This window comes from Streptomyces sp. NPDC088910, from assembly GCF_044749865.1.
In the GTDB taxonomy this organism is placed as follows: Bacteria; Actinomycetota; Actinomycetes; order Streptomycetales; family Streptomycetaceae; genus Actinacidiphila.
Genome location: NZ_JBIVIV010000005.1, coordinates 364,908 through 381,893, shown reverse-complemented (window position 1 = coordinate 381,893; position 16,986 = coordinate 364,908). Strand labels below are relative to the sequence as shown.

14 protein-coding genes are annotated in these 16,986 nt (G+C 72.3%); 6 read left to right on the top strand and 8 right to left on the bottom strand.

Annotated features, from left to right (window positions below):
* Positions 1 to 33: 33 nt before the first annotated feature.
* Genes ACIP4Z_RS14895 through ACIP4Z_RS14885 form a run of 3 tightly spaced genes read right to left on the bottom strand, consistent with a single transcriptional unit; the run spans position 34 to position 2,821 of the window.
* Positions 34 to 762: a cupin domain-containing protein gene (locus ACIP4Z_RS14895; RefSeq protein WP_401307958.1), complete on the bottom strand. Its 729-nt coding sequence runs from the start codon at positions 760 to 762 to the stop codon at positions 34 to 36.
* The gene (locus ACIP4Z_RS14890; RefSeq protein ID WP_401307955.1) at positions 756 to 1,676 is read right to left on the bottom strand and encodes a PmoA family protein; all 921 of its coding nucleotides are present in this window, start codon (positions 1,674 to 1,676) and stop codon (positions 756 to 758) included. Before ACIP4Z_RS14890 ends, ACIP4Z_RS14895 begins: the two co-directional genes overlap by 7 nt.
* Positions 1,673 to 2,821 carry a Gfo/Idh/MocA family protein gene (locus ACIP4Z_RS14885; RefSeq protein WP_401307953.1) on the bottom strand — a complete coding sequence of 383 codons (1,149 nt, stop codon included), beginning with the start codon at positions 2,819 to 2,821 and terminating at the stop codon, positions 1,673 to 1,675. The genes ACIP4Z_RS14890 and ACIP4Z_RS14885 overlap by 4 nt, the downstream gene beginning before the upstream one ends.
* Before the next feature lie 301 nt (positions 2,822 to 3,122).
* On the opposite strand from ACIP4Z_RS14885, the gene ACIP4Z_RS14880 reads away from it, so the two are divergent.
* Positions 3,123 to 4,166 carry a LacI family DNA-binding transcriptional regulator gene (locus ACIP4Z_RS14880; RefSeq protein ID WP_355335501.1) on the top strand — a complete coding sequence of 348 codons (1,044 nt, stop codon included), beginning with the start codon at positions 3,123 to 3,125 and terminating at the stop codon, positions 4,164 to 4,166.
* 154 nt (positions 4,167 to 4,320) lie between these two features.
* Here ACIP4Z_RS14880 and ACIP4Z_RS14875 read toward each other — a convergent pair whose 3' ends face one another.
* Positions 4,321 to 5,580, bottom strand: coding sequence for a Gfo/Idh/MocA family oxidoreductase (locus ACIP4Z_RS14875; RefSeq protein ID WP_355335498.1), 1,260 nt, complete (start codon positions 5,578 to 5,580; stop codon positions 4,321 to 4,323).
* 70 nt (positions 5,581 to 5,650) lie between these two features.
* On the opposite strand from ACIP4Z_RS14875, the gene ACIP4Z_RS14870 reads away from it, so the two are divergent.
* From ACIP4Z_RS14870 to ACIP4Z_RS14850, 5 genes are all read left to right on the top strand, one after another.
* Positions 5,651 to 6,895, top strand: a complete 1,245-nt coding sequence (locus ACIP4Z_RS14870; RefSeq protein WP_401307950.1) for an ROK family transcriptional regulator — start codon at positions 5,651 to 5,653, stop codon at positions 6,893 to 6,895.
* 166 nt (positions 6,896 to 7,061) lie between these two features.
* On the top strand, positions 7,062 to 8,318 hold the full coding sequence (locus tag ACIP4Z_RS14865; RefSeq protein ID WP_401307947.1) for an ABC transporter substrate-binding protein: 1,257 nt from the start codon (positions 7,062 to 7,064) through the stop codon (positions 8,316 to 8,318).
* A 1-nt stretch (position 8,319) separates the two neighbouring features.
* Positions 8,320 to 9,327, top strand: a complete 1,008-nt coding sequence (locus ACIP4Z_RS14860) for a carbohydrate ABC transporter permease (protein WP_401307944.1) — start codon at positions 8,320 to 8,322, stop codon at positions 9,325 to 9,327.
* Positions 9,320 to 10,186 (top strand): carbohydrate ABC transporter permease, encoded by an 867-nt coding sequence (locus ACIP4Z_RS14855; RefSeq protein ID WP_401307941.1) that lies wholly within the window; start codon positions 9,320 to 9,322, stop codon positions 10,184 to 10,186. The genes ACIP4Z_RS14860 and ACIP4Z_RS14855 overlap by 8 nt, the downstream gene beginning before the upstream one ends.
* 64 nt (positions 10,187 to 10,250) lie before the next feature.
* On the top strand, positions 10,251 to 11,606 hold the full coding sequence (locus tag ACIP4Z_RS14850) for a spherulation-specific family 4 protein (RefSeq protein ID WP_401307938.1): 1,356 nt from the start codon (positions 10,251 to 10,253) through the stop codon (positions 11,604 to 11,606).
* A gap of 64 nt (positions 11,607 to 11,670) precedes the next feature.
* Here ACIP4Z_RS14850 and ACIP4Z_RS14845 read toward each other — a convergent pair whose 3' ends face one another.
* From ACIP4Z_RS14845 to ACIP4Z_RS14830, 4 genes are read right to left on the bottom strand one after another with little or no spacing between them, the layout of a single operon-like run.
* Positions 11,671 to 13,404: a dipeptide ABC transporter ATP-binding protein gene (locus ACIP4Z_RS14845; RefSeq protein ID WP_401307935.1), complete on the bottom strand. Its 1,734-nt coding sequence runs from the start codon at positions 13,402 to 13,404 to the stop codon at positions 11,671 to 11,673.
* Positions 13,401 to 14,321: an ABC transporter permease gene (locus ACIP4Z_RS14840; RefSeq protein ID WP_401307932.1), complete on the bottom strand. Its 921-nt coding sequence runs from the start codon at positions 14,319 to 14,321 to the stop codon at positions 13,401 to 13,403. The genes ACIP4Z_RS14845 and ACIP4Z_RS14840 overlap by 4 nt, the downstream gene beginning before the upstream one ends.
* The gene (locus ACIP4Z_RS14835) at positions 14,318 to 15,274 is read right to left on the bottom strand and encodes an ABC transporter permease (RefSeq protein ID WP_355335481.1); all 957 of its coding nucleotides are present in this window, start codon (positions 15,272 to 15,274) and stop codon (positions 14,318 to 14,320) included. Before ACIP4Z_RS14835 ends, ACIP4Z_RS14840 begins: the two co-directional genes overlap by 4 nt.
* A gap of 12 nt (positions 15,275 to 15,286) precedes the next feature.
* Positions 15,287 to 16,903 (bottom strand): ABC transporter substrate-binding protein, encoded by a 1,617-nt coding sequence (locus ACIP4Z_RS14830; RefSeq protein ID WP_401307929.1) that lies wholly within the window; start codon positions 16,901 to 16,903, stop codon positions 15,287 to 15,289.
* Positions 16,904 to 16,986 lie beyond the last annotated feature (83 nt).

Below are 16,986 nucleotides of genomic sequence, written 5' to 3'. Positions count from 1 at the left end.
CGGACGCCGAGGGGCGGGGACGGGCCGTTCGGCTCACCCGTCGTGGTAGACGTCGAGACGGCCGCACATCCCGAACCGTCCGGTCGCGGCGGGTCCGCTCGCGTGGGTACGGGCGTCGGCCAGATGGCGCGCGTCGCCGTCACCGAGAGCGGCCAACTGGTCGTGCGTGGCGGTCACCGCCGCGCGGGCGCCCTCGCGCCAGCGCCGCTCCCAGTCGGCCAGGCGTGGCCGCACCAGCTCGGCCGCCGCGCGGTGGAAGGCGGCCAGCGGCTCCGGATCACCCGCGGCGAGCGCGTCGCGCAGCTCGAGGAACCGGCGGGTGGCGAGGTCACGGCGGGCCCGCGCCGCGCCGACCAGCTCCCGCTCGCTCCCGCTCGTCGGCAGCCGGACCGCCGTCGCGTACACCTCGGGGTCGGTCAGCCGGTCGGGGGGCAGGGTGAGGACGGCGTCGCCCGCCTCGGGGAGTCCGCCGTTCTGCATCACGACGGTGATCCGCAGCCCGCCGTCGTTGACCAGCCGGTGGATGGTGCCGGGGGTGAACCAGGCCACGGTGCCCGCGCGCAGCGGGGTCTCCTCGAAACCGGAGGCGGTCAGGGTCTGCACGGCGCCCTCGCCGTCGGTCACCACGTACCCCTCGCTGCACGTCAGATGGAGGTGCGGGGTGCCGCCGCCCGGCCTGCCGTCCACGGTCGGCCAGTCGTAGACGCTCAGCCGGGAGACCGCGACCGCCCCGGGGAACCCGTCGTAGCCCGCCGTCACCACGGGTGCCGCTCCAGATGGGCGGTGACCGCCGCACGGTCCCAGGCGCCGTCGGCGACATGGACGCGGTACGTACGGTCCAGGACCTCGCCGGGGGCCAGGACCAGCTCCTCGTGGAAGGCGAAGGACGGGGCGACCGCGGCGAACGGGTCGGTGCGCACGAACCAGTGCGCGGGGTGGGTGCCCTTCTCGCCCGCGTGGTCGTTGCCCGGCGCGTGCTCGAAGACGACAGTGGCGTGTCCGTCGCGTCCGTCGTGCTCGCCGCTGTAGGCGAGCCAGGGCGCCTGCTCACCCATGAGGTCGCGCTCGGCGCTGTCGCCGTCCGCGGTGAAGGCGTGCCCGTCGCGGAAGGCGCGCGGCCCGCGCCAGAACAGCCCGGTGTAACCGGCGTCGGGCCGCCCGGCGGTGGTGGGGCTGCCGAACCGCAACGGCTCGGCGCGCCGGTTGGTGACGGCCGAGGACCAGGTCAGGGTCCAACCGCCCTCCTCGGCGGTGACCTCGATCCTGCGGTCCTCCTCGGCCCAGAGCGAGCCGTCGTACGGGCGCCAGGTCAGGCGCTCGGCGATCACCACGCCGTCGGGACCCGCCGACACCTCGTCGAAGCCGACGTGCGCCATCGAGCCGATCCGCTCGGGCAGCGCCACGTACCCCTCGCCGTGCACATACGTGTTGCCGCCCCACAGATTCTGACCCGACAGGTGCGAGGCGGTGAGCTGGAGGCCCTTGTGCCAACGGTGGTCGTTCGGGCGGTAGTCGGTGACCAGACCACCGCCGAGGGTGCGGATCGGGTGGAGGTACGGCTTCGGCGCCTCCCAGGCGGCCTCCGGGCGGTACACGTAGGCGAACAGCTCGGTACCGGTGGCCCGGTGGGTCACGGTGATCCGGTCGTCGTGGACGTGGGTCAGCGACAGCGTCATGCGGCCTGCTCCTCCTCGCGGGCGCCGACCGGCAGCCGGTCGGGTTCACCGCCGTGCATGGCGGCGTAGAACGGGTCGTCGGGGCTGATCTCGCCCGCCCGGACGGTGGCGTCGGTGAAGGCGGACTTGTAGAGCGCGGCGGTGAACTCCACGATCCCGCGGCCGCCTTCGCCGCCGGTCGGGTGCGGGGTTCCGGCCCGGATGTCGGCGACGAGGGCGCGTAGTTGGGCCAGGTGGGAGCTGGGTTCGTCGGGGCCGAAGTCGTTCCAGGCCCGTGCCGTCCGCGCCGGGACGCCGGGGGCCGGGGTGATCCGCCAGTCGGCGTTGCGGTAGCCGTAGAGATGGGTGAGCTCGACGGTCGCCAGCTCGCAGTCGATCCGTATCCGGCTGACCTCGTCGGGGCTGAGCACGCTGTTGACGACGGTGGCGACCGCGCCGCTCGCGAACCGGACCTGGGCGGTGGAGACGTCCTCGGTCTGCACGTCGTGCACCAGCCGGGCGGCCATCGCGCGGATCTCCCGCCACGGGCCCAGCAGGTCGAGCAGCAGGTCGTTCTGGTGGATGCCGTGCCCCATGGCGGGACCGCCGCCCTCGGTGTCCCAACGGCCGCGCCACGGCACGGCGTAGTAGTCCGCGCCCCGGTACCAGGTGGTCTGGCAGTGCGCGACCAGCGGCCGTCCGAAGGCCCCCTCGCGCAGCAGTTCGCGGACGTGGCGGGCGCCGGAGCCGAACCGGTGCTGGAAGACGAAGGCCGCGGTCGGGGCGCCGGGGCCCCGCTCGGCGGCGGCCGTCACCGCGTCGTAGTCGGCGAGCGAGGGGCACGGCGGCTTCTCGCACCACACATGGGCGCCGGTCCGCAGCGCGGCGACGGCCTGCTCCCGGTGGAGCGAGGGCGGTGTGCAGAGGACGACCAGGTCGGGGCGTACCTCGCCGAGCATGGTGTCGAGGTCGGTGAAGGCGCCCGGCACGGAGAACTCCTCGGCGGCGGCGCGGGCCGCCTCCTCGGCGACGTCGACCACGGCGACGATCTCCACCGAGCCCTCCGCCGCCACAGCGGCGAGCGCGGGCAGGTGACTTCCTCGGGCGATGGATCCGGTGCCCACCACGGCGGTGCGCAGCGGGAGATTCGGGCGGTGCGGGGACATGCGGGCCCTCTCGTGAGGCTGGCGGTACGTCACGGGCGGTGGCGCGGAAACGGGCTGTCCGGCCGCCGCTCGACCGCCGGGGGCGCGACGGCGGTCCGCCACGCGCCCACGGCGTCCGGGCGCACGGAGACCCCCGGCAGGGTCGGCCAGTGGTTCCTTCGCCCGGCTGTTCCAACGTTGTAACCAGTGTGTGTCCTGGCGGTCAACCCTTTGGGCGCGGACGACTGCCGCCTGCACGCGTCTGCGGGACGCTCTGCGTTGAACTGCCCTACAATGAGGCGTCTCCGAGAAGGGCGGGTACGTGACAGCAGTGCGGCTCAAGGACGTCGCCGATCGCGCGGGCGTCTCAGTCAAGACTGTTTCCAACGTTGTACGCGGAATGTCGAGAGTGGCCCCCGCCACCCGAGAGCGCGTCATGGTCGCGGTGAGCGAACTGGGGTACCGTCCGAACCCGTCGGCGGTACGGCTGCGCACCGGCCGCAGCGGGCTGATCGCTCTGGCGGTGCCGTTCCTGGCCACGCCCTACTTCGCCGAACTCGCCCACCACGTCAGGACCGAGGCGTCCCGGATCGGACTCACCGTCCTGATCGAGGAGACGCTGGGCGACCCCCGCGAGGAGCTGCGGCTGGCCACCGGGCTCGGCGCGGCCCTGCTCGACGGCGTGATCCTCTCCCCGCTCCGGGTGCCCTTCGACCAACTCGCCGCCACCACGGCCGGTTTCCCGCTGGTGCTGCTGGGCGAGCGCGAGGACGGCCGGGAGCAACTCCACGCCGACCACGTCCTGATCGACAATGTGGCCGCCGCCCGTGAGGCCGCCGCCCACCTGGTCTCGCTCGGCCGGACCCGGCTCGCCGTCGTCGGCGTGGACCGGCAGGGCTCGGCGACCAGCAGGCAGCGCCTGGAGGGCTTCCAACTCGCCCTGCACGCGGCGGGTCTGTCCTTCGACCCCCGACTCGCGCCGCAGGTCGAGGAGTTCGACCGGCGCAGCGGGCTGCGGGCGGGCCGCGCGCTGGCCGCCCTGCCCGCCGGGAGCCGCCCGGACGCGGTGTTCTGCTTCAACGACATGCTGGCCGTCGGCGCGATCCGGGCCTTCCACGAGGCCGGTCTCGCCGTGCCCGGGGACATCGCCGTCGCCGGCGTCGACGGCAGCGAGGAGGGCCGTTACGCCACTCCCTCGCTGACGACGGTGGTGCCCGACAAAGCGGCCATCGCCTCGCTGGCCGTCACGTCACTGGCCGGCCGGATCGGCGCGGCGACCCCGCCGGGGCACGCGGTGCACGTGGCCCCGTACCGGCTGGAGGTGGGGGAGTCCACGACGGGGGTGCGGCGTCCGGTGGCCGACTGACCGGCGGTGGCGCACGGGCCGGTCGTGTCCGGGGGCGCCGTGCGGTTTTCTCCGGGGCGCGCGTCGGCGTGCTCCGGGGCACGGGTCGGCGTGCTCCGGGGCGTGGGCCGGTCTGCTCCGGGGCGCGGGCCGGTTTTCTCCGGGGCGCGGCTCCTCAGACCGCGGACGCGAGCGCGACGACGGTGCCGGTCGTCCTGGCCTCCTCCGCGGCCCACACCACGCGGTGGCTGGCCAGACTCGCCGCCGCGTCGGACTTCAGGACGCCGCCGTCTCCGGTGGCGACCGCCTCCAGGAAGGCGTCCATCAGCGCCTCGTCACCCCCGCCGTGACCGTCCGCGGCCGAGGCGCCCGCGGTGGTGCTGGTGTCCACGACGCCCTCCTCGCCGGTACGGAAGTCGACCGTCCTGATGGTGACGCCGTCGCCGTCGAGATAGCCGTGGGTGCCCAGCAGCCGGGTCCTGCGGTGCTCCTGCGGGGTGAAGGCGCTCATCGTGAACGAGCAGGTGGCGCCGTCGTCGAACTCCATCGAGACCACCTGGTGGTCGACGACGTCGTTGTCGCACGCGTAGACGCAGCGCCCGTAGGGACCGGTGCGCAGCGCCTGAAGGACACCGGCCTCGGTGTGGTCCTCGGTGACCGCGGACAGCGGCCAGTAGCGCCGCTCGGGGTCCTCCAGACAGTCCAGGTACAGGCGCTTGGCCGAGTACGGGCAGGTGCTCTCGATCGGGCAGTCGGTGCAGCGCGCGGCGGCGCCCGCGGGGGCGGCCTCGGCCCGGAAGTGGGTGAGACTGCCGAAGGAGCTGACCCGGCGCGGCGAGCGGCCGAAGAGGTACACCAGCCAGTCGATGTCGTGGCACGACTTGGTGAGCAGCATCGGCGCCGAGGTGTCCGAGCGCCGCCAGTTGCCCCGGACGAACGAGTGCGCCTGGTGCCACCAGCCGACCGGCTCCAGGTGCTGGACGCTGACCAGTCGGCCGATCGCGCCCTCGTCCAGCATCCGCTTGAGCGTCTGCGTGTACGGGGTGTACCGCAGGACATGGCAGACGGCGAGCATGATCTTGTTCCGCTCGGCCGCCTCGGCGATCTCCGCGGACTCGGCCTCGGTGGTGGCCATCGGCTTCTCCAGGAGCACGTGATAGCCGAGGTCCGCCAGCGCGACGGCCGGTTCGGTGTGCTGTCTGTCCTGGGTGGCCACGATCGCGGCGTCGGCGAGCCGTCCCGCCGCCGCCAGTTCCGACCAGTCGGCGTACACCCGGTCCTGCGGGACGGCGAACTCCTCGGCCGCGGCGGCGCGCCGCACCGGATCGGGTTCGGCCAGTGCCACCACCCGCCCTGTGCCGGTGACCTGCGCGTGGCGTGCGTAGGTCTGTCCGCGCAGCCCGGCGCCGACGAGAGCTAGAGTCACCCGAGACATAGGATCCTTTCCTATTTATCATGGACTCTCTCATTATTAAGCGCGCAGCAACCAAACTCAAGGGGACGTCGTGACCGAGACTCCGAGCGGCGGCGACCTCTCCCGGCTCCGGCAGCTCAACTCCCTCGCCGTGCTGGGGGAGCTGAGGTCCGCACCGGCGATGACCCTGACCGAGCTGTCCCGGCGGACCGGGCTGTCGCGCGCCTCCACGGAGGACGTGGTGCGCGAGTTGCTGGACAACGGCTGGCTGGCCGAGGTGCCCGCCGCGGCCGGGATGGTGGGCCGGCCCGCCCGGCGGTTCCGGTTCCGCGCCGACGCGGGCCGGGTGCTCGGGGTGGACATCGGCGGCCACAAGATCCTGGCGCTGGTGGCTGACCTGGACGGAACGGTGCTGCACAGCGCCCGGGTGGCGGTGGCGCCGGCCATGGGCCGCAAGGAGCGCCTGGCCGCGCTGGACGGCGCGGTGGCAGGAGCGCTCGCGGGCGGCGGCCTGACCACCGGCGACCTGTGGGCGACGGGCGTGGCCACCACCGGACTGGTGGACGGCGCGGGCAGGGTGATGCTCTCCGAGGCGCTGCCGGAGTGGACCGGCGTGGACGTCGGAGCGCATCTGCGCCGCCTGGTCGGCGGCCCGGCGCTGGTCGAGAACGACAGCAAGCTGGCCGCGCTGGCCGAGTCGTGGTGCGGGGCGGCGCGTTACGCCAAGGACGTGGTGGTGATCCTCGCCGGTCTGCGGACCGGCGCCGGGCTGATCATCGACGGCAAGCTGCACCGCGGCTTCGGCAACGCGGCCGGAGAGATCGGAGCACTGCCCGCCTCGGGCTGGATCAGGGCGCAGGAGCACCTGCGCGGGTGGCCGCCGCAGGCCGGTCCCGTGCCGGAGCGGACCGGGGTGTCGGGGCAGGGGCAGGGGAGGGGGCGGGGCGCGGGAGCGCACGCGGACACAGCGGTTGACCAGGAGGCCGCGGCCGAGGCGGTGTTCGAGGCGGCGCGCGCGGGCGACCGCAAGGCGGCGGCCGTGGTGCGGCGCTATGTGCGGGACGTGGCCGTCGGGACGGCGGCGCTGGTGCTGACCCTGGACCCCGAACTGGTCGTGATCGGCGGCGGTTTCTCCCGGTCGGCCGACCTGATCGCGGAGCCGCTGCGGCGCGAGCTGGACCGCTGGTGCATCCGCACGCCCGAGGTGCGCATCTCCGAGTTCGGCGACGAGGGGGTGGCGCTGGGCGCGCTGCGGCTGGCCCTCGACCACGTGGACCGGCAACTGCGCGAACGGCACGAACTGGGCGGCGTGGAGCACTTCTCCCGCCGCGTCTGACCGGGCGCGGAGACCGCTGAGAGGAATTCTTCATCTCACGGGTCTTGACTTAATTTCCATGGACTCCATGATTAATGCCACTCGACGACTCCGGCTGACGGTCCACCGCCGGGGCGTGTGGATCCTGGGAGGGCCCGGTATGCGGAAGTCGGTGCGATGGTGTGCGGTGGCGCTCGGGGTGGTGCTGGCCGCCTCGGCCTGTTCGTCGGGCGGGAGCGGCTCGGACGCGGGCGGTTCGGGCGCGGGCGGTTCGGGCGGCAAGGTCACCTTGTCGTACGGGGTGTGGGACGCGACGCAGAAGACGGCCATGGAGCAGCTCGGCCGCGAGTTCACCCGCACCCACCCCGGCATCACGGTCAAGGTCCAGCTCACCCCGTGGGCCGACTATTGGACCAAGCTCAAGGCGGCTGCCACCGGCGGCGCCGCCCCTGACGTCTTCTGGATGAACGGCCCCAACTTCCAGCTCTACGCCTCCAACGGCGTGATCCGCCCGCTGGACGACGGCATCGCCAAGGACAGGACCGACCTGTCCGCCTACCCCAAGCAGTTGGTCGACCAGTACACGTACCAGGGCAAGCACTACGGACTGCCGAAGGACCTGGACACGGTCGGCGTCTGGTACAACAAGACGCTCTTCGACGCCGCCAAGGTCCCCTACCCGAAGGCCGGTTGGACCTGGGGCGACTTCCGGAAGGCGGCCGCGGCGCTGACGGACGCGAGCAAGGGCCAGTACGCCACCGGCGCGGAGCTGACCAGCTTCCAGGAGTACCAGTACAACACCATCGCCCAGGCCGGCGGCTATGTGATCTCACCGGACGGCAAGAAGTCCGGTTACGCCGATCCGAAGACGATCGAGGGCCTGCGCTTTTGGACCGACCTGATCCAGAAGAAGCAGTCGCCCGACCTGAAGACCATGACGGACACCGCACCGCTCCAGCTCTTCGAGGCGGGCAAGCTCGCGATGTACTGGGGCGGCTCCTGGGACTCCCTGGAATTCGGCGGCAACGCCTACACGAAGGACCGGGTCGACGTCGCCCCGCTGCCCACGGGCGAGAAGCGGGCCACGATCATCCACGGCCTCGCCAACGTGGTCTCGGCGCGGACCAAACACGCCGACCAGGCATGGCAGTTCGTGAACTTCCTCGGCTCCGAGCCGGCCGCCGAGATCCTGGCCAAGTCCGGCGCGATGCCGGCGTACAACGGCACGCAGGGCGCCTGGATCGCCGCCTACCCGCAGTTCCACCTCCAGACCTTCCTCGACGAGGTGCCGTACGGCGTCCCGTACCCGGTCTCGAAGAACACCGCCGCCTGGAACGAGGCCGAGCTGACGTATCTCACCAAGGCGTGGAACGGCCAGGAGCCGGTGGACAAGGCGGCGCGCGGGCTGGCCGCGGCGATGGACGACCTGCTCGCCAAGGAGTGACATGACCCTCACGTCCACCCCCGGCGCCGCCGCCGGGGACGTGCAGGCGGCCACCGGCGCCCGGCCGCGGACCGGGCGGCTGTCACGGCTGCCCGGCCGCTTCCGGCGACCGCGCCGCGACCGCGTCACCGAGGCGCTGTGGGGCTACGCCTTCATCGCGCCGACCGGCTTGGGCCTCGCGGTCTTCTACCTGTGGCCGGTCGTGCAGACCGCGTACTTCTCGTTCACCCGCTGGGGCGCCTTCGGCGGCCACACCTGGAGCGGGTTGGACAACTACCACCGGATGCTGCACGACGGCGAGTTCGGCCGGGCGCTGGTCAACACCCTCGCCTACACCGGGCTCGGACTGCTGTCGATCCCGCTGGCGATCGTCTTCGCGGCGCTGCTCAACCGTCGGGGGCTGCGCGGCGTCGGCGTCTACCGCACCTTGTTCTTCCTGCCGGTGGTCACCATGCCGGTGGCGATCGGCATGGTGTGGCGCTGGCTCTACAACGGCGACTACGGGCTGATCAACTACCTGCTGTCGCTGGTCGGCATCGACGGCCCGAACTGGGTGGCCGACCCTCGGGTGGCGCTGTACGCCCTGGTCGTGGTGGGCGTGTGGAGCAGCATCGGCTACAACCTGGTGATCTTCCTGGCCGGGATGCAGGCGATCCCGCGCGAGTACTACGAGGCCGCGGAGATCGACGGCGCGGGCCCGCTGCGGCAGTTCCGCTCGGTCACTCTGCCGCTGCTGTCGCCCACCGCGTTCTTCGTCTCGGTGATCTCGGTCATCGGCTCGCTCCAACTGTTCGACCTGGTCTACGTGATGGCCGGATCGGGCGCCGCGGCCCGCTCCAACCCGGCGTTCCCGCGCCTGGAGACGGTCGTGCAGCTCTTCTACGACCGCGCGTTCGTCACCAACGACCGCGGCTACGCGGCGGCGATCGTGATGGTCCTGCTGCTGATCATCGTCGCGCTGACGGCCCTTCAGTTCCGCATGCAGAAGAGGTGGGTGCACTATGGCTGAGGTCCACACGGCCGGCCGGGCCGCGGACCGGCCCGCCCGCCGCTCCCGGCGCGGACGTCACCCGCTGGTGCACACCGTGCTGATCGCGGCGTCGCTGGCGATGGTCGCCCCGTTCCTCTGGCAGATCGTCACCTCCCTGAAGTCGCTGAGCGACGCGACCCATGTGCCGCCGTCGCCACTGCCCGGCGGCCACTGGGACAACTACGGCAAGGTCTTCGACCTGCTGCCGTTCGGCCGGCAGTTCCTCAACACGCTGCTGATGTCGCTCGGGCGCACGCTCGGCCAGGTCGTGCTGTGCCCGATGGCCGCCTACGCCTTCGCGCGGCTGCGCTTCCCCGGCCGCGGGATGCTCTTCGGACTGTTCCTGTCGGTGCTGATGGTGCCGCCGCAACTGTTCATCATCCCCCAGTACCAGATCATGTCCGACCTCGGCTGGCTCAACAGCCTCCAGGCGCTGATCCTGCCCGGCATGTTCAGCGCGTTCGGCGTCTTCCTGCTCCGGCAGTCGTTCCTGGCCCTGCCGAAGGAGCTGGAGGAGGCGGCGCGCATCGACGGCGCGGGGCCCTGGCGGATCTACTGGTCGGTGATGCTGCCGCTGGTCCGCCCCGGACTCGTCGCGCTGGCGGTCCTCGCGCTGCTGTGGTCCTGGAACGACCTGTTCTGGCCGCTGGTGGTCAACACCGACCCGGACAGGATGACCCTGTCCGCCGGACTGGCCTCGCTCCAGGGGCAGTTCCAGACCGACTACCCCGTGCTGATGGCCGGATCGCTGCTCGCCTCGCTCCCGGTCATCGCCGTCTTCGTGCTCCTGCAACGGCAGTTCGTGCAGGGAATCGCGCACGCCGGGGTCAAGGGCTGACGCTTCCTGTCTCCCTGGTCCCACCCCCTGTTCACGCAACCCCCCACCGTCGAAAGGGGATCACATGTCCCTCATCCGATCACTCGCACACACCCGGTCGCGGCATCGCCTCACCGCCGCGCACCGGACCAGGGCCGCCGTGAGCGCGGCGGTCGCCGCCGCGCTCGCGCTGACCATGTTCGGCACGCTGTCCGGCCGGGCGAGCGCGGCAGCCGGGGCGCAGCATCTGGCCGTACCCGCGTACTTCAACCCCTCGGACGCCGCCGGCCGCGCCTTCTGGACCCAGATCGACCAGGCGGGGTCCCGCGTCGGCATCGCCGTCGCGAACCCCTCCAACGGGCCCGGCACCGCGGTCGACAGCGGCTACGCCTCGGCCGTGAGCGCGGCGGCCGGGGCCGGGGCGAAGGTGCTCGGCTACGTCGACACCGGCTACTTCGGCACCACAGGGCGTACCACCCGCGGCGGGCAGACCAGCGTCGCCGCGTGGACCGCGCAGATCAACGCCGACGTGGCCAACTGGTACTCCTGGTACGGCTCTTCGGGCCTCGCGGGCATCTTCTTCGACGACGCCCTGGGCGACTGCGGCTCGGGCAACGCGCACGTGAACCTCTACAGCGGCATCAACTCCACCACCAAACAGGCCCACCCGGGCGCCCTCACCGTCGACAACCCCGGTTCGCCCGCCGAGTCCTGCTACGCGTCGGCGGCCGACGTCCTGGTGATGTTCGAGAACACCTACAGCGTCTACGCCTCCTGGACCGCGCCCGACTGGGAGCTGAACTACGCCAACCCCGACAAGTTCTGGCACCTGGTCTACGGCACCCCGGCGCAGGCCGACATGGAGAACGCGGTCGCACTGAGCAAGCAGCGCAACGCCGGTTATCTGTACGTCACCCCGGACAACCTGCCCAATCCGTGGGACACCCTGCCCACCGGCGCGTACTGGTCCGACGAACTGGCGAAGGCCGCTGCCGCCGGATCGGGCGGGTCCGGGGGCACCGGCGGCTCCGGCGGGGGCACCGGGTGCACCACCACCGCGGGCTCCGGCGCCATCACCTCGTACTCGGCGTGCGCCTCGGCGGGCACGGCCGTCTTCAAGGCGACCTTCAACAGCTCCGAGAGCTTCCACCACGTCTTCATCAACACCGACGGCAACACCGCGACCGGCTACCAGGCGCCCGCGCCGTCGTCCTCACCGCTCGGCGCGGACTACATGATCGAGAACGGCTCCCTCTACCGCAGCACCTCGACCGGCTGGGCATGGGCCGCCGCCACACCGGCCCCGACCACCACGATCAGCGGCTCGACGTACACCTGGACGCTGCCGCTGACCGCCCTCGGCTCGCCCAGGGGCACCCAGCAGGTGGAGTTCAACGCCGGCACCGCCTACACGCCGGTGGTCTCCTTCAGCGCGGGCTAGAACCGCCCGCGCCAACGTCCGTGCCCGGCCCGCGACGAACCGCGGGCCGGGCACGGACGACCGGTCACCGGACGAGGCTGCCCGGCACGGAGGCCAGCAGTTCCCATGTGTACGGGTGGGAGGGCGCGGCGAAGACCTCCTTCACCGTGCCGCTCTCGACGAGCCGTCCCGCCCGCATCACGCCGACCCGTGAGGCGATCTGGCGGACGACGGCCAGATCGTGCGAGATGAAGAGATAGCTGAGACCGAGCTGGTCCTGGAGACCGGCGAGCAGATCCAGGATCTGCGCCTGCGACGACACGTCGAGCGCGGAGACGGGCTCGTCGCAGACCACCAGATCCGGGTCCAGCGCCAGCGCGCGGGCGATCGCGACCCGCTGGCGCTGGCCGCCGGACAGCTCGGAGGCGCGTCGGCCCAGGAACGCGGCGGGCAGCCGGACCAGGTCCAGCAGATCCGCCGCCCGCCGGGCGCGCTCGGCGCGGGAGCCGATCCGGAAGGCCCGCAGCGGCTCGCAGACGATCTCCGCGACGGACATCCGGGGGGACAGCGAGGCGTACGGACTCTGCTGGACGATCTGCATACGGCGGCGCAGTCGGCGCAGCTCACCGCCGTCGAGGCCGGTGATGTCCCGCCCGTCGAAGGTGATCCGCCCGGAGGTCGGCTCGGTGAGCCGTACGAGCATCCGCGCCGTCGTCGACTTGCCCGAGCCCGACTCGCCGACGAGGGCGACGGTCTCGCCCCGGCCGACCCGCAGGCTGACGCCGTCGACGGCCCGTACGCCGAGGCGCCGGTCCCCTCGGCGGCCGGGGTACTCCTTGACCAGGTCCTCGGCCACGACCAGGTCCTCCGCCGCGCCCGGCTCCCCGGCCACGAGCGGCGCTTTCCCCGCGACCGGGCCGGCTCCGTGCGCCCGCTCCCGAACGGACCGGAACGCGGCTCGCGACCGGGCCGGAGCCGGCACCGGCGACCGGGCCAGACTCGGGGCCGCCGCGAGCAGGCCGCGGGTGTAGGGGTGCTCCGGTTCTTCGAGCACCTGCCGTACGGGTCCGGTCTCGACGACCTCGCCGCGCGACATGACACTCACCCGGTGCGCCCGGTCCGCCGCGACCCCGAGGTCGTGGGTGATCAGCAAAACCGCGATGCCCCGGTCCCGGGTCAGCGTGTCGATGTGGTCGAGGATCGTCCGCTGGACGGTGACGTCCAGCGCGCTCGTCGGCTCGTCGGCGATGACCAGCCGGGGCCGCGCGGCCAGCGCGATGGCGATCAGCACCCGCTGGCGCATGCCGCCGGACAGCTCGTGCGGGTACTGGCGCGCGACCCGGACCGGGTCGGGCAGCCCCGCCTCGCCGAGCAGGTCGAGGGCCTGCCGGGCCGCCCCCGCCCGGTCGGCGAGCCGGTGGATGAGCAGCGCCTCGGCCACCTGGGACCCGACCCGCCGCACGGGATTGAGCGACAGCATCGGGTCCTGCGGGATCAGGCCGATCTCCCGGCCCCTGAGCCCGCGCAGTCCCGTCTCCCCGGCGCGCGCCACGTCGGCGCCGTCGAAGAGGACGGACCCCGCGTCGAGCGAGCCGCCGCGCGGCAGCAGCCCCGTCACCGCGAGCGCCGCCGTGCTCTTGCCCGAGCCCGACTCGCCGACCAGGGCGACCACTTCGCCCGGCTGGACGGTCAGGTCGACGCCGCGGACGGCGGGCACGGTTCCGGTGCGGGTGCGGTAGGAGATCCGCAGCCCCCGGATGTCGAGCAACGGACCTGCGGACGGCGGGGATGCGCCGTCCGTCGGTGTCGTGTGCGTCATCGGTCCTCCGTGTCTTCGCCGTCGAGGGAGCGGGCGATGCGATTGGCGGCGAGCACGGTGGCCGCGATCACCAGCCCCGGCAAGGTGGTGAGCCACCAGGCCGTGGCGAGGTAATTGCGGCCGTCCGAGACCAGCGAGCCCCACTCCGGCGCCGGGGGCTGCGCGCCGTAGCCGAGGAACGACAGCGAGGACACCTGGAGGATGACCGCGCCGAAGTCGATGGCCGCGTAGACCAGTACGGGACCGGCCGCGTTCGGCAGCACGTGCCGCCACAGCACCGCGGGCCATCGGGTGCCCGAGGCCCGCGCCGCCTCCACATAGCCGGACCCCGCGACCTTCAGTACCTCGGCGCGCATGATCCTGGTGAAGGTCGACACGCTGGTCACCCCCACGGCGAGGGCCACCTTGACGGTGCCGAATCCCAGCGCCGTCACCAGCGCGAGCGAGAGCAGCAGGCCGGGGATGGACAGCAGGACGTCGGTGAGCCGCATCAGCGTGTCGTCCACGACCCCGCCGAGGTAGCCGGCGAGCAGCCCCGCCAGCGACCCGACGACGAGTCCGACCAGTACGGCGAGCCCGCTCGCCTGGAGGGTGAGCAGGGCGCCGTGCACGACGCGGGCGAAGACGTCGCGGCCCAACTGGTCGGTGCCGAAGAGGTGTTCCGCGCTCGGCGCCGCGAGCTTGTCCCGCGGCGCCGCGGCCAGCGGATCGCGGGAGGTGAGCAGCCGGGGGAAGAACGCGGTCGGCAGCAGCACCGCGATCAGCAGCGCCGACAGCAGCAGCCCCGGCCGCGTCAGCCAGAACCGCGCGTACCGGCGGAGCCGGGACCGCGGGTGCGGCGACTGCGCGGGTGCGGCGCGGGTCAGGTCCGCGCCCGACCCCGCGGTGTCCGCGTCCGGGAGGCTCAGTTCGGTCATGTCCGCACCGTCGGCTTCGTCGTCGCGGTGATCCGCGGGTCCAGCAGGGGCAGGAGCAGGTCGACGGCGAGAGTCGTCAGGACGAACGTGACGGCGCCGAGGACGACGACGCCCTGGACGACCGGGATGTCCTGGGCCGTCACCGCCGCGGCCGTCTCACGCCCTATCCCGGCACGGGCGAAGACGGTCTCCACGACCACCGCCCCGGCCAGGAGATTGCCGATCATGATGCCGACCAGGGTCAGCGGGGCGATCGACGCGTTGCGCAGGGCATGTCCGAACAGCACCCGCCGCCGGTTCGCCCCCTTGGCCAGGGCCGTCTGGACGTACGGCTCCGCCAGTGCCGTGCGCAGACTCTTGGCGAGAACCTGCGCGATGAGCGCGGCACCGGGCAGCGCGAGCGTGACCGACGGGAGGACCAGGGAGTCGAAGCCCTCGTCGCCGAAGGCCGGGAAGACATGCCAGCGGAACGAGAACAACTGGACCAGCACCAGCCCCACCCAGAAGGTCGGCGCCGACACCCCCAACGCGGGTAAGGAGAGCAGGAGCTGGCGCAGCGGCCCGCTCCGTGTCCAACTGGCCAGCAGCGCCACGGCGCTGCCCAGCACCAGGGCCAGCAGCAGCGCGCTGGCGGCCAGTTGGACGGTGGTCGGGAGGTCGTGGGAGAGCAGCCGGGTCACCGGGACACCGTTCTGCACCGACCGCCCCAGATCACCGTGCAGGGCATGGAGCAGCCTGGTGCCGTACTGCTCGGCCAACGGCTGGTCCAGGCCGTACTGGTGGCGCAGTGCCTCGGTCTGCGCCGGGGTGACCGTACTGGCGTCACCGCCGCCCGCCGCCATGATCGTCGCCGGGTCGCTGGGCAGCAGGTACAGCACACCGAAGGACACCGTGTAGGCGGCCCACAGCACGAACACGGCCTGGAGCAGCCGCCGTAGGAGATAGGTCCTCATCGTCGCCTTCGTTCAGGAGAGCCAGGCGTCGTGGAACTGCGCCTGGGACGACGAGCCGAGGGTGATGTCGTGCACCTTGCCGCTGAGCGCGTACACGCTGGTCATCTCGAACACCGGTATCTGGTAAGCCTGTTCGAGCACGCGGCGCTGCGCCGAGGCGACGATGGCGGCGCGCTTGGCGGGGTCGGCCGCGGCGGCCTGGGTGTCGAGCAGCGTCTGCAACTCGGGGTCGTCGATGTGCGAGAGGTTGAGCAGCTTGCTGGAGAAGGCGGTGCGCAGGATGTCCGGGTCGGCCCTGGTGCCGTTGCCCCAGGACAGGTCGTAGTCGCCGCTCTTCTGGGCGACCTGGTAGTCGGCGATGCTCAGCACCTTGAGGGTGAGGCCGATGCCGGCCTTCTTCACCTGCTGCTGCACGAGTTCCAGGACGGACTGGTTGGGGCCGAAGTTGGGCGCGAGAATGACCTTGAGGTCGAGCTTCGCGCCGTTCTTCACGCGGATGCCGCCGGGCCCCGGCTTCCAGCCCGCCGCGTCCAGGATCCGCCCCGCGGCGGCCGGGTCGTGGACGAGGAGCTTGGAGTTGTCCCGGTAGCCGTCGGTGGTGCTGGACAGCGAGCTGGTGGCCGGGTGGTAACTGCCGCTGAGGACGGTGTCGACGACCTCCTTGCGGTCGATGGCGACCTCCAGCGCCCGGCGTACCGCGATGTCGCCCGCCTGGGGCCGCGAGGTGTTGACGCTCAGCGCGACCGGAACGCCGGGGTTGGAACGGGACAGCAGCTTCGCGCCCTGGCCGGTGACGCCCGCTTCGTCCTGCGGCGCGACCCCGGCGATGGCGTCGACCTGCCCGGATTCCAGGCTGCCGGTGCGCACGCCCGACTCCGGTACGACCTTGAAGGTGATCTTGTCCAGGTAGGCGGGGCCGCTGTGCTTCCACAGGGCCGAGCCCCCGGTGTAGTCGGCGCGCCGGTTGAGTTCCACCGAGCGTCCCGGGGTGTAGCTCGCCAGGGTGAAGGGGCCCGAGCCGATCAGCGGCCCCGCGCACAGCTTCTCGGCGCTGCCCTTCAGGCTCGCGGGGGCCAGCAGGCCGAGCGTGGTGGTGGAAGTGGCCTGGAGGAACTGGGCGTTGGGCTGGTCGAAGGTGACCTTCGCGGTGTGCGCGTCGATGACCTCGGTGCTCCGGTAGCCGCTGAGGTAGCCGGATCCGAAGATCGACTTCGCCCCGAGCTTCACCACGGCGTCGAAGTTGGCCTTCACGGCGTTCGCGTCCACCGGGCTGCCGTCACTGAAGGTCGCGCCGTCGCGCAGATGGAAGGTGAACGCCGAGGCGTCCGGGCTCACGTCCCAGGAGGTGGCGAGCCAGGGGGCGATCTTCCCGGTCGCCGCGTCCTGGTCGGTGAGCGAGTCCACCAGCCCGCGCGCGGCGTAGACCGCGTCGTTGGTGGCCGCCTGGTGCGGGTCGACGCAGATCGGGTCCGAGCCCAGCGCGAAGGTCAGATGACCGCCCGCGTGGGGCTTGGCCGTCTTCCCGTCGGTCGACGGGGACGTGGAGTCCGACGACGAGCAGGCCGCCAGCGTCAGGGACAGGACGACGGCCGTGGCGAGCAGGTGGGCTTGGTGGCGTGAGCCGGGCATGAGGCAGGGCCTTCCGGGCGAGATGTACCGGACACAAGTTCCGGGGTGCGAGATACCGGAACGGGTGTTCCGGCGGTGAAGTG

Coding starts and splice junctions, on each gene's coding strand:
- ACIP4Z_RS14860 (WP_401307944.1), top strand. CDS start 8,320: ATGACCCTCACGTCCACCCCCGGCGCCGCCGCCGGGGACGTGCAGGCG.
- ACIP4Z_RS14830 (WP_401307929.1), bottom strand. CDS start 16,903: ATGCCCGGCTCACGCCACCAAGCCCACCTGCTCGCCACGGCCGTCGTC.
- ACIP4Z_RS14845 (WP_401307935.1), bottom strand. CDS start 13,404: ATGACGCACACGACACCGACGGACGGCGCATCCCCGCCGTCCGCAGGT.
- ACIP4Z_RS14835 (WP_355335481.1), bottom strand. CDS start 15,274: ATGAGGACCTATCTCCTACGGCGGCTGCTCCAGGCCGTGTTCGTGCTG.
- ACIP4Z_RS14855 (WP_401307941.1), top strand. CDS start 9,320: ATGGCTGAGGTCCACACGGCCGGCCGGGCCGCGGACCGGCCCGCCCGC.
- ACIP4Z_RS14875 (WP_355335498.1), bottom strand. CDS start 5,580: ATGTCTCGGGTGACTCTAGCTCTCGTCGGCGCCGGGCTGCGCGGACAG.
- ACIP4Z_RS14840 (WP_401307932.1), bottom strand. CDS start 14,321: ATGACCGAACTGAGCCTCCCGGACGCGGACACCGCGGGGTCGGGCGCG.
- ACIP4Z_RS14885 (WP_401307953.1), bottom strand. CDS start 2,821: ATGTCCCCGCACCGCCCGAATCTCCCGCTGCGCACCGCCGTGGTGGGC.
- ACIP4Z_RS14890 (WP_401307955.1), bottom strand. CDS start 1,676: ATGACGCTGTCGCTGACCCACGTCCACGACGACCGGATCACCGTGACC.
- ACIP4Z_RS14850 (WP_401307938.1), top strand. CDS start 10,251: ATGTCCCTCATCCGATCACTCGCACACACCCGGTCGCGGCATCGCCTC.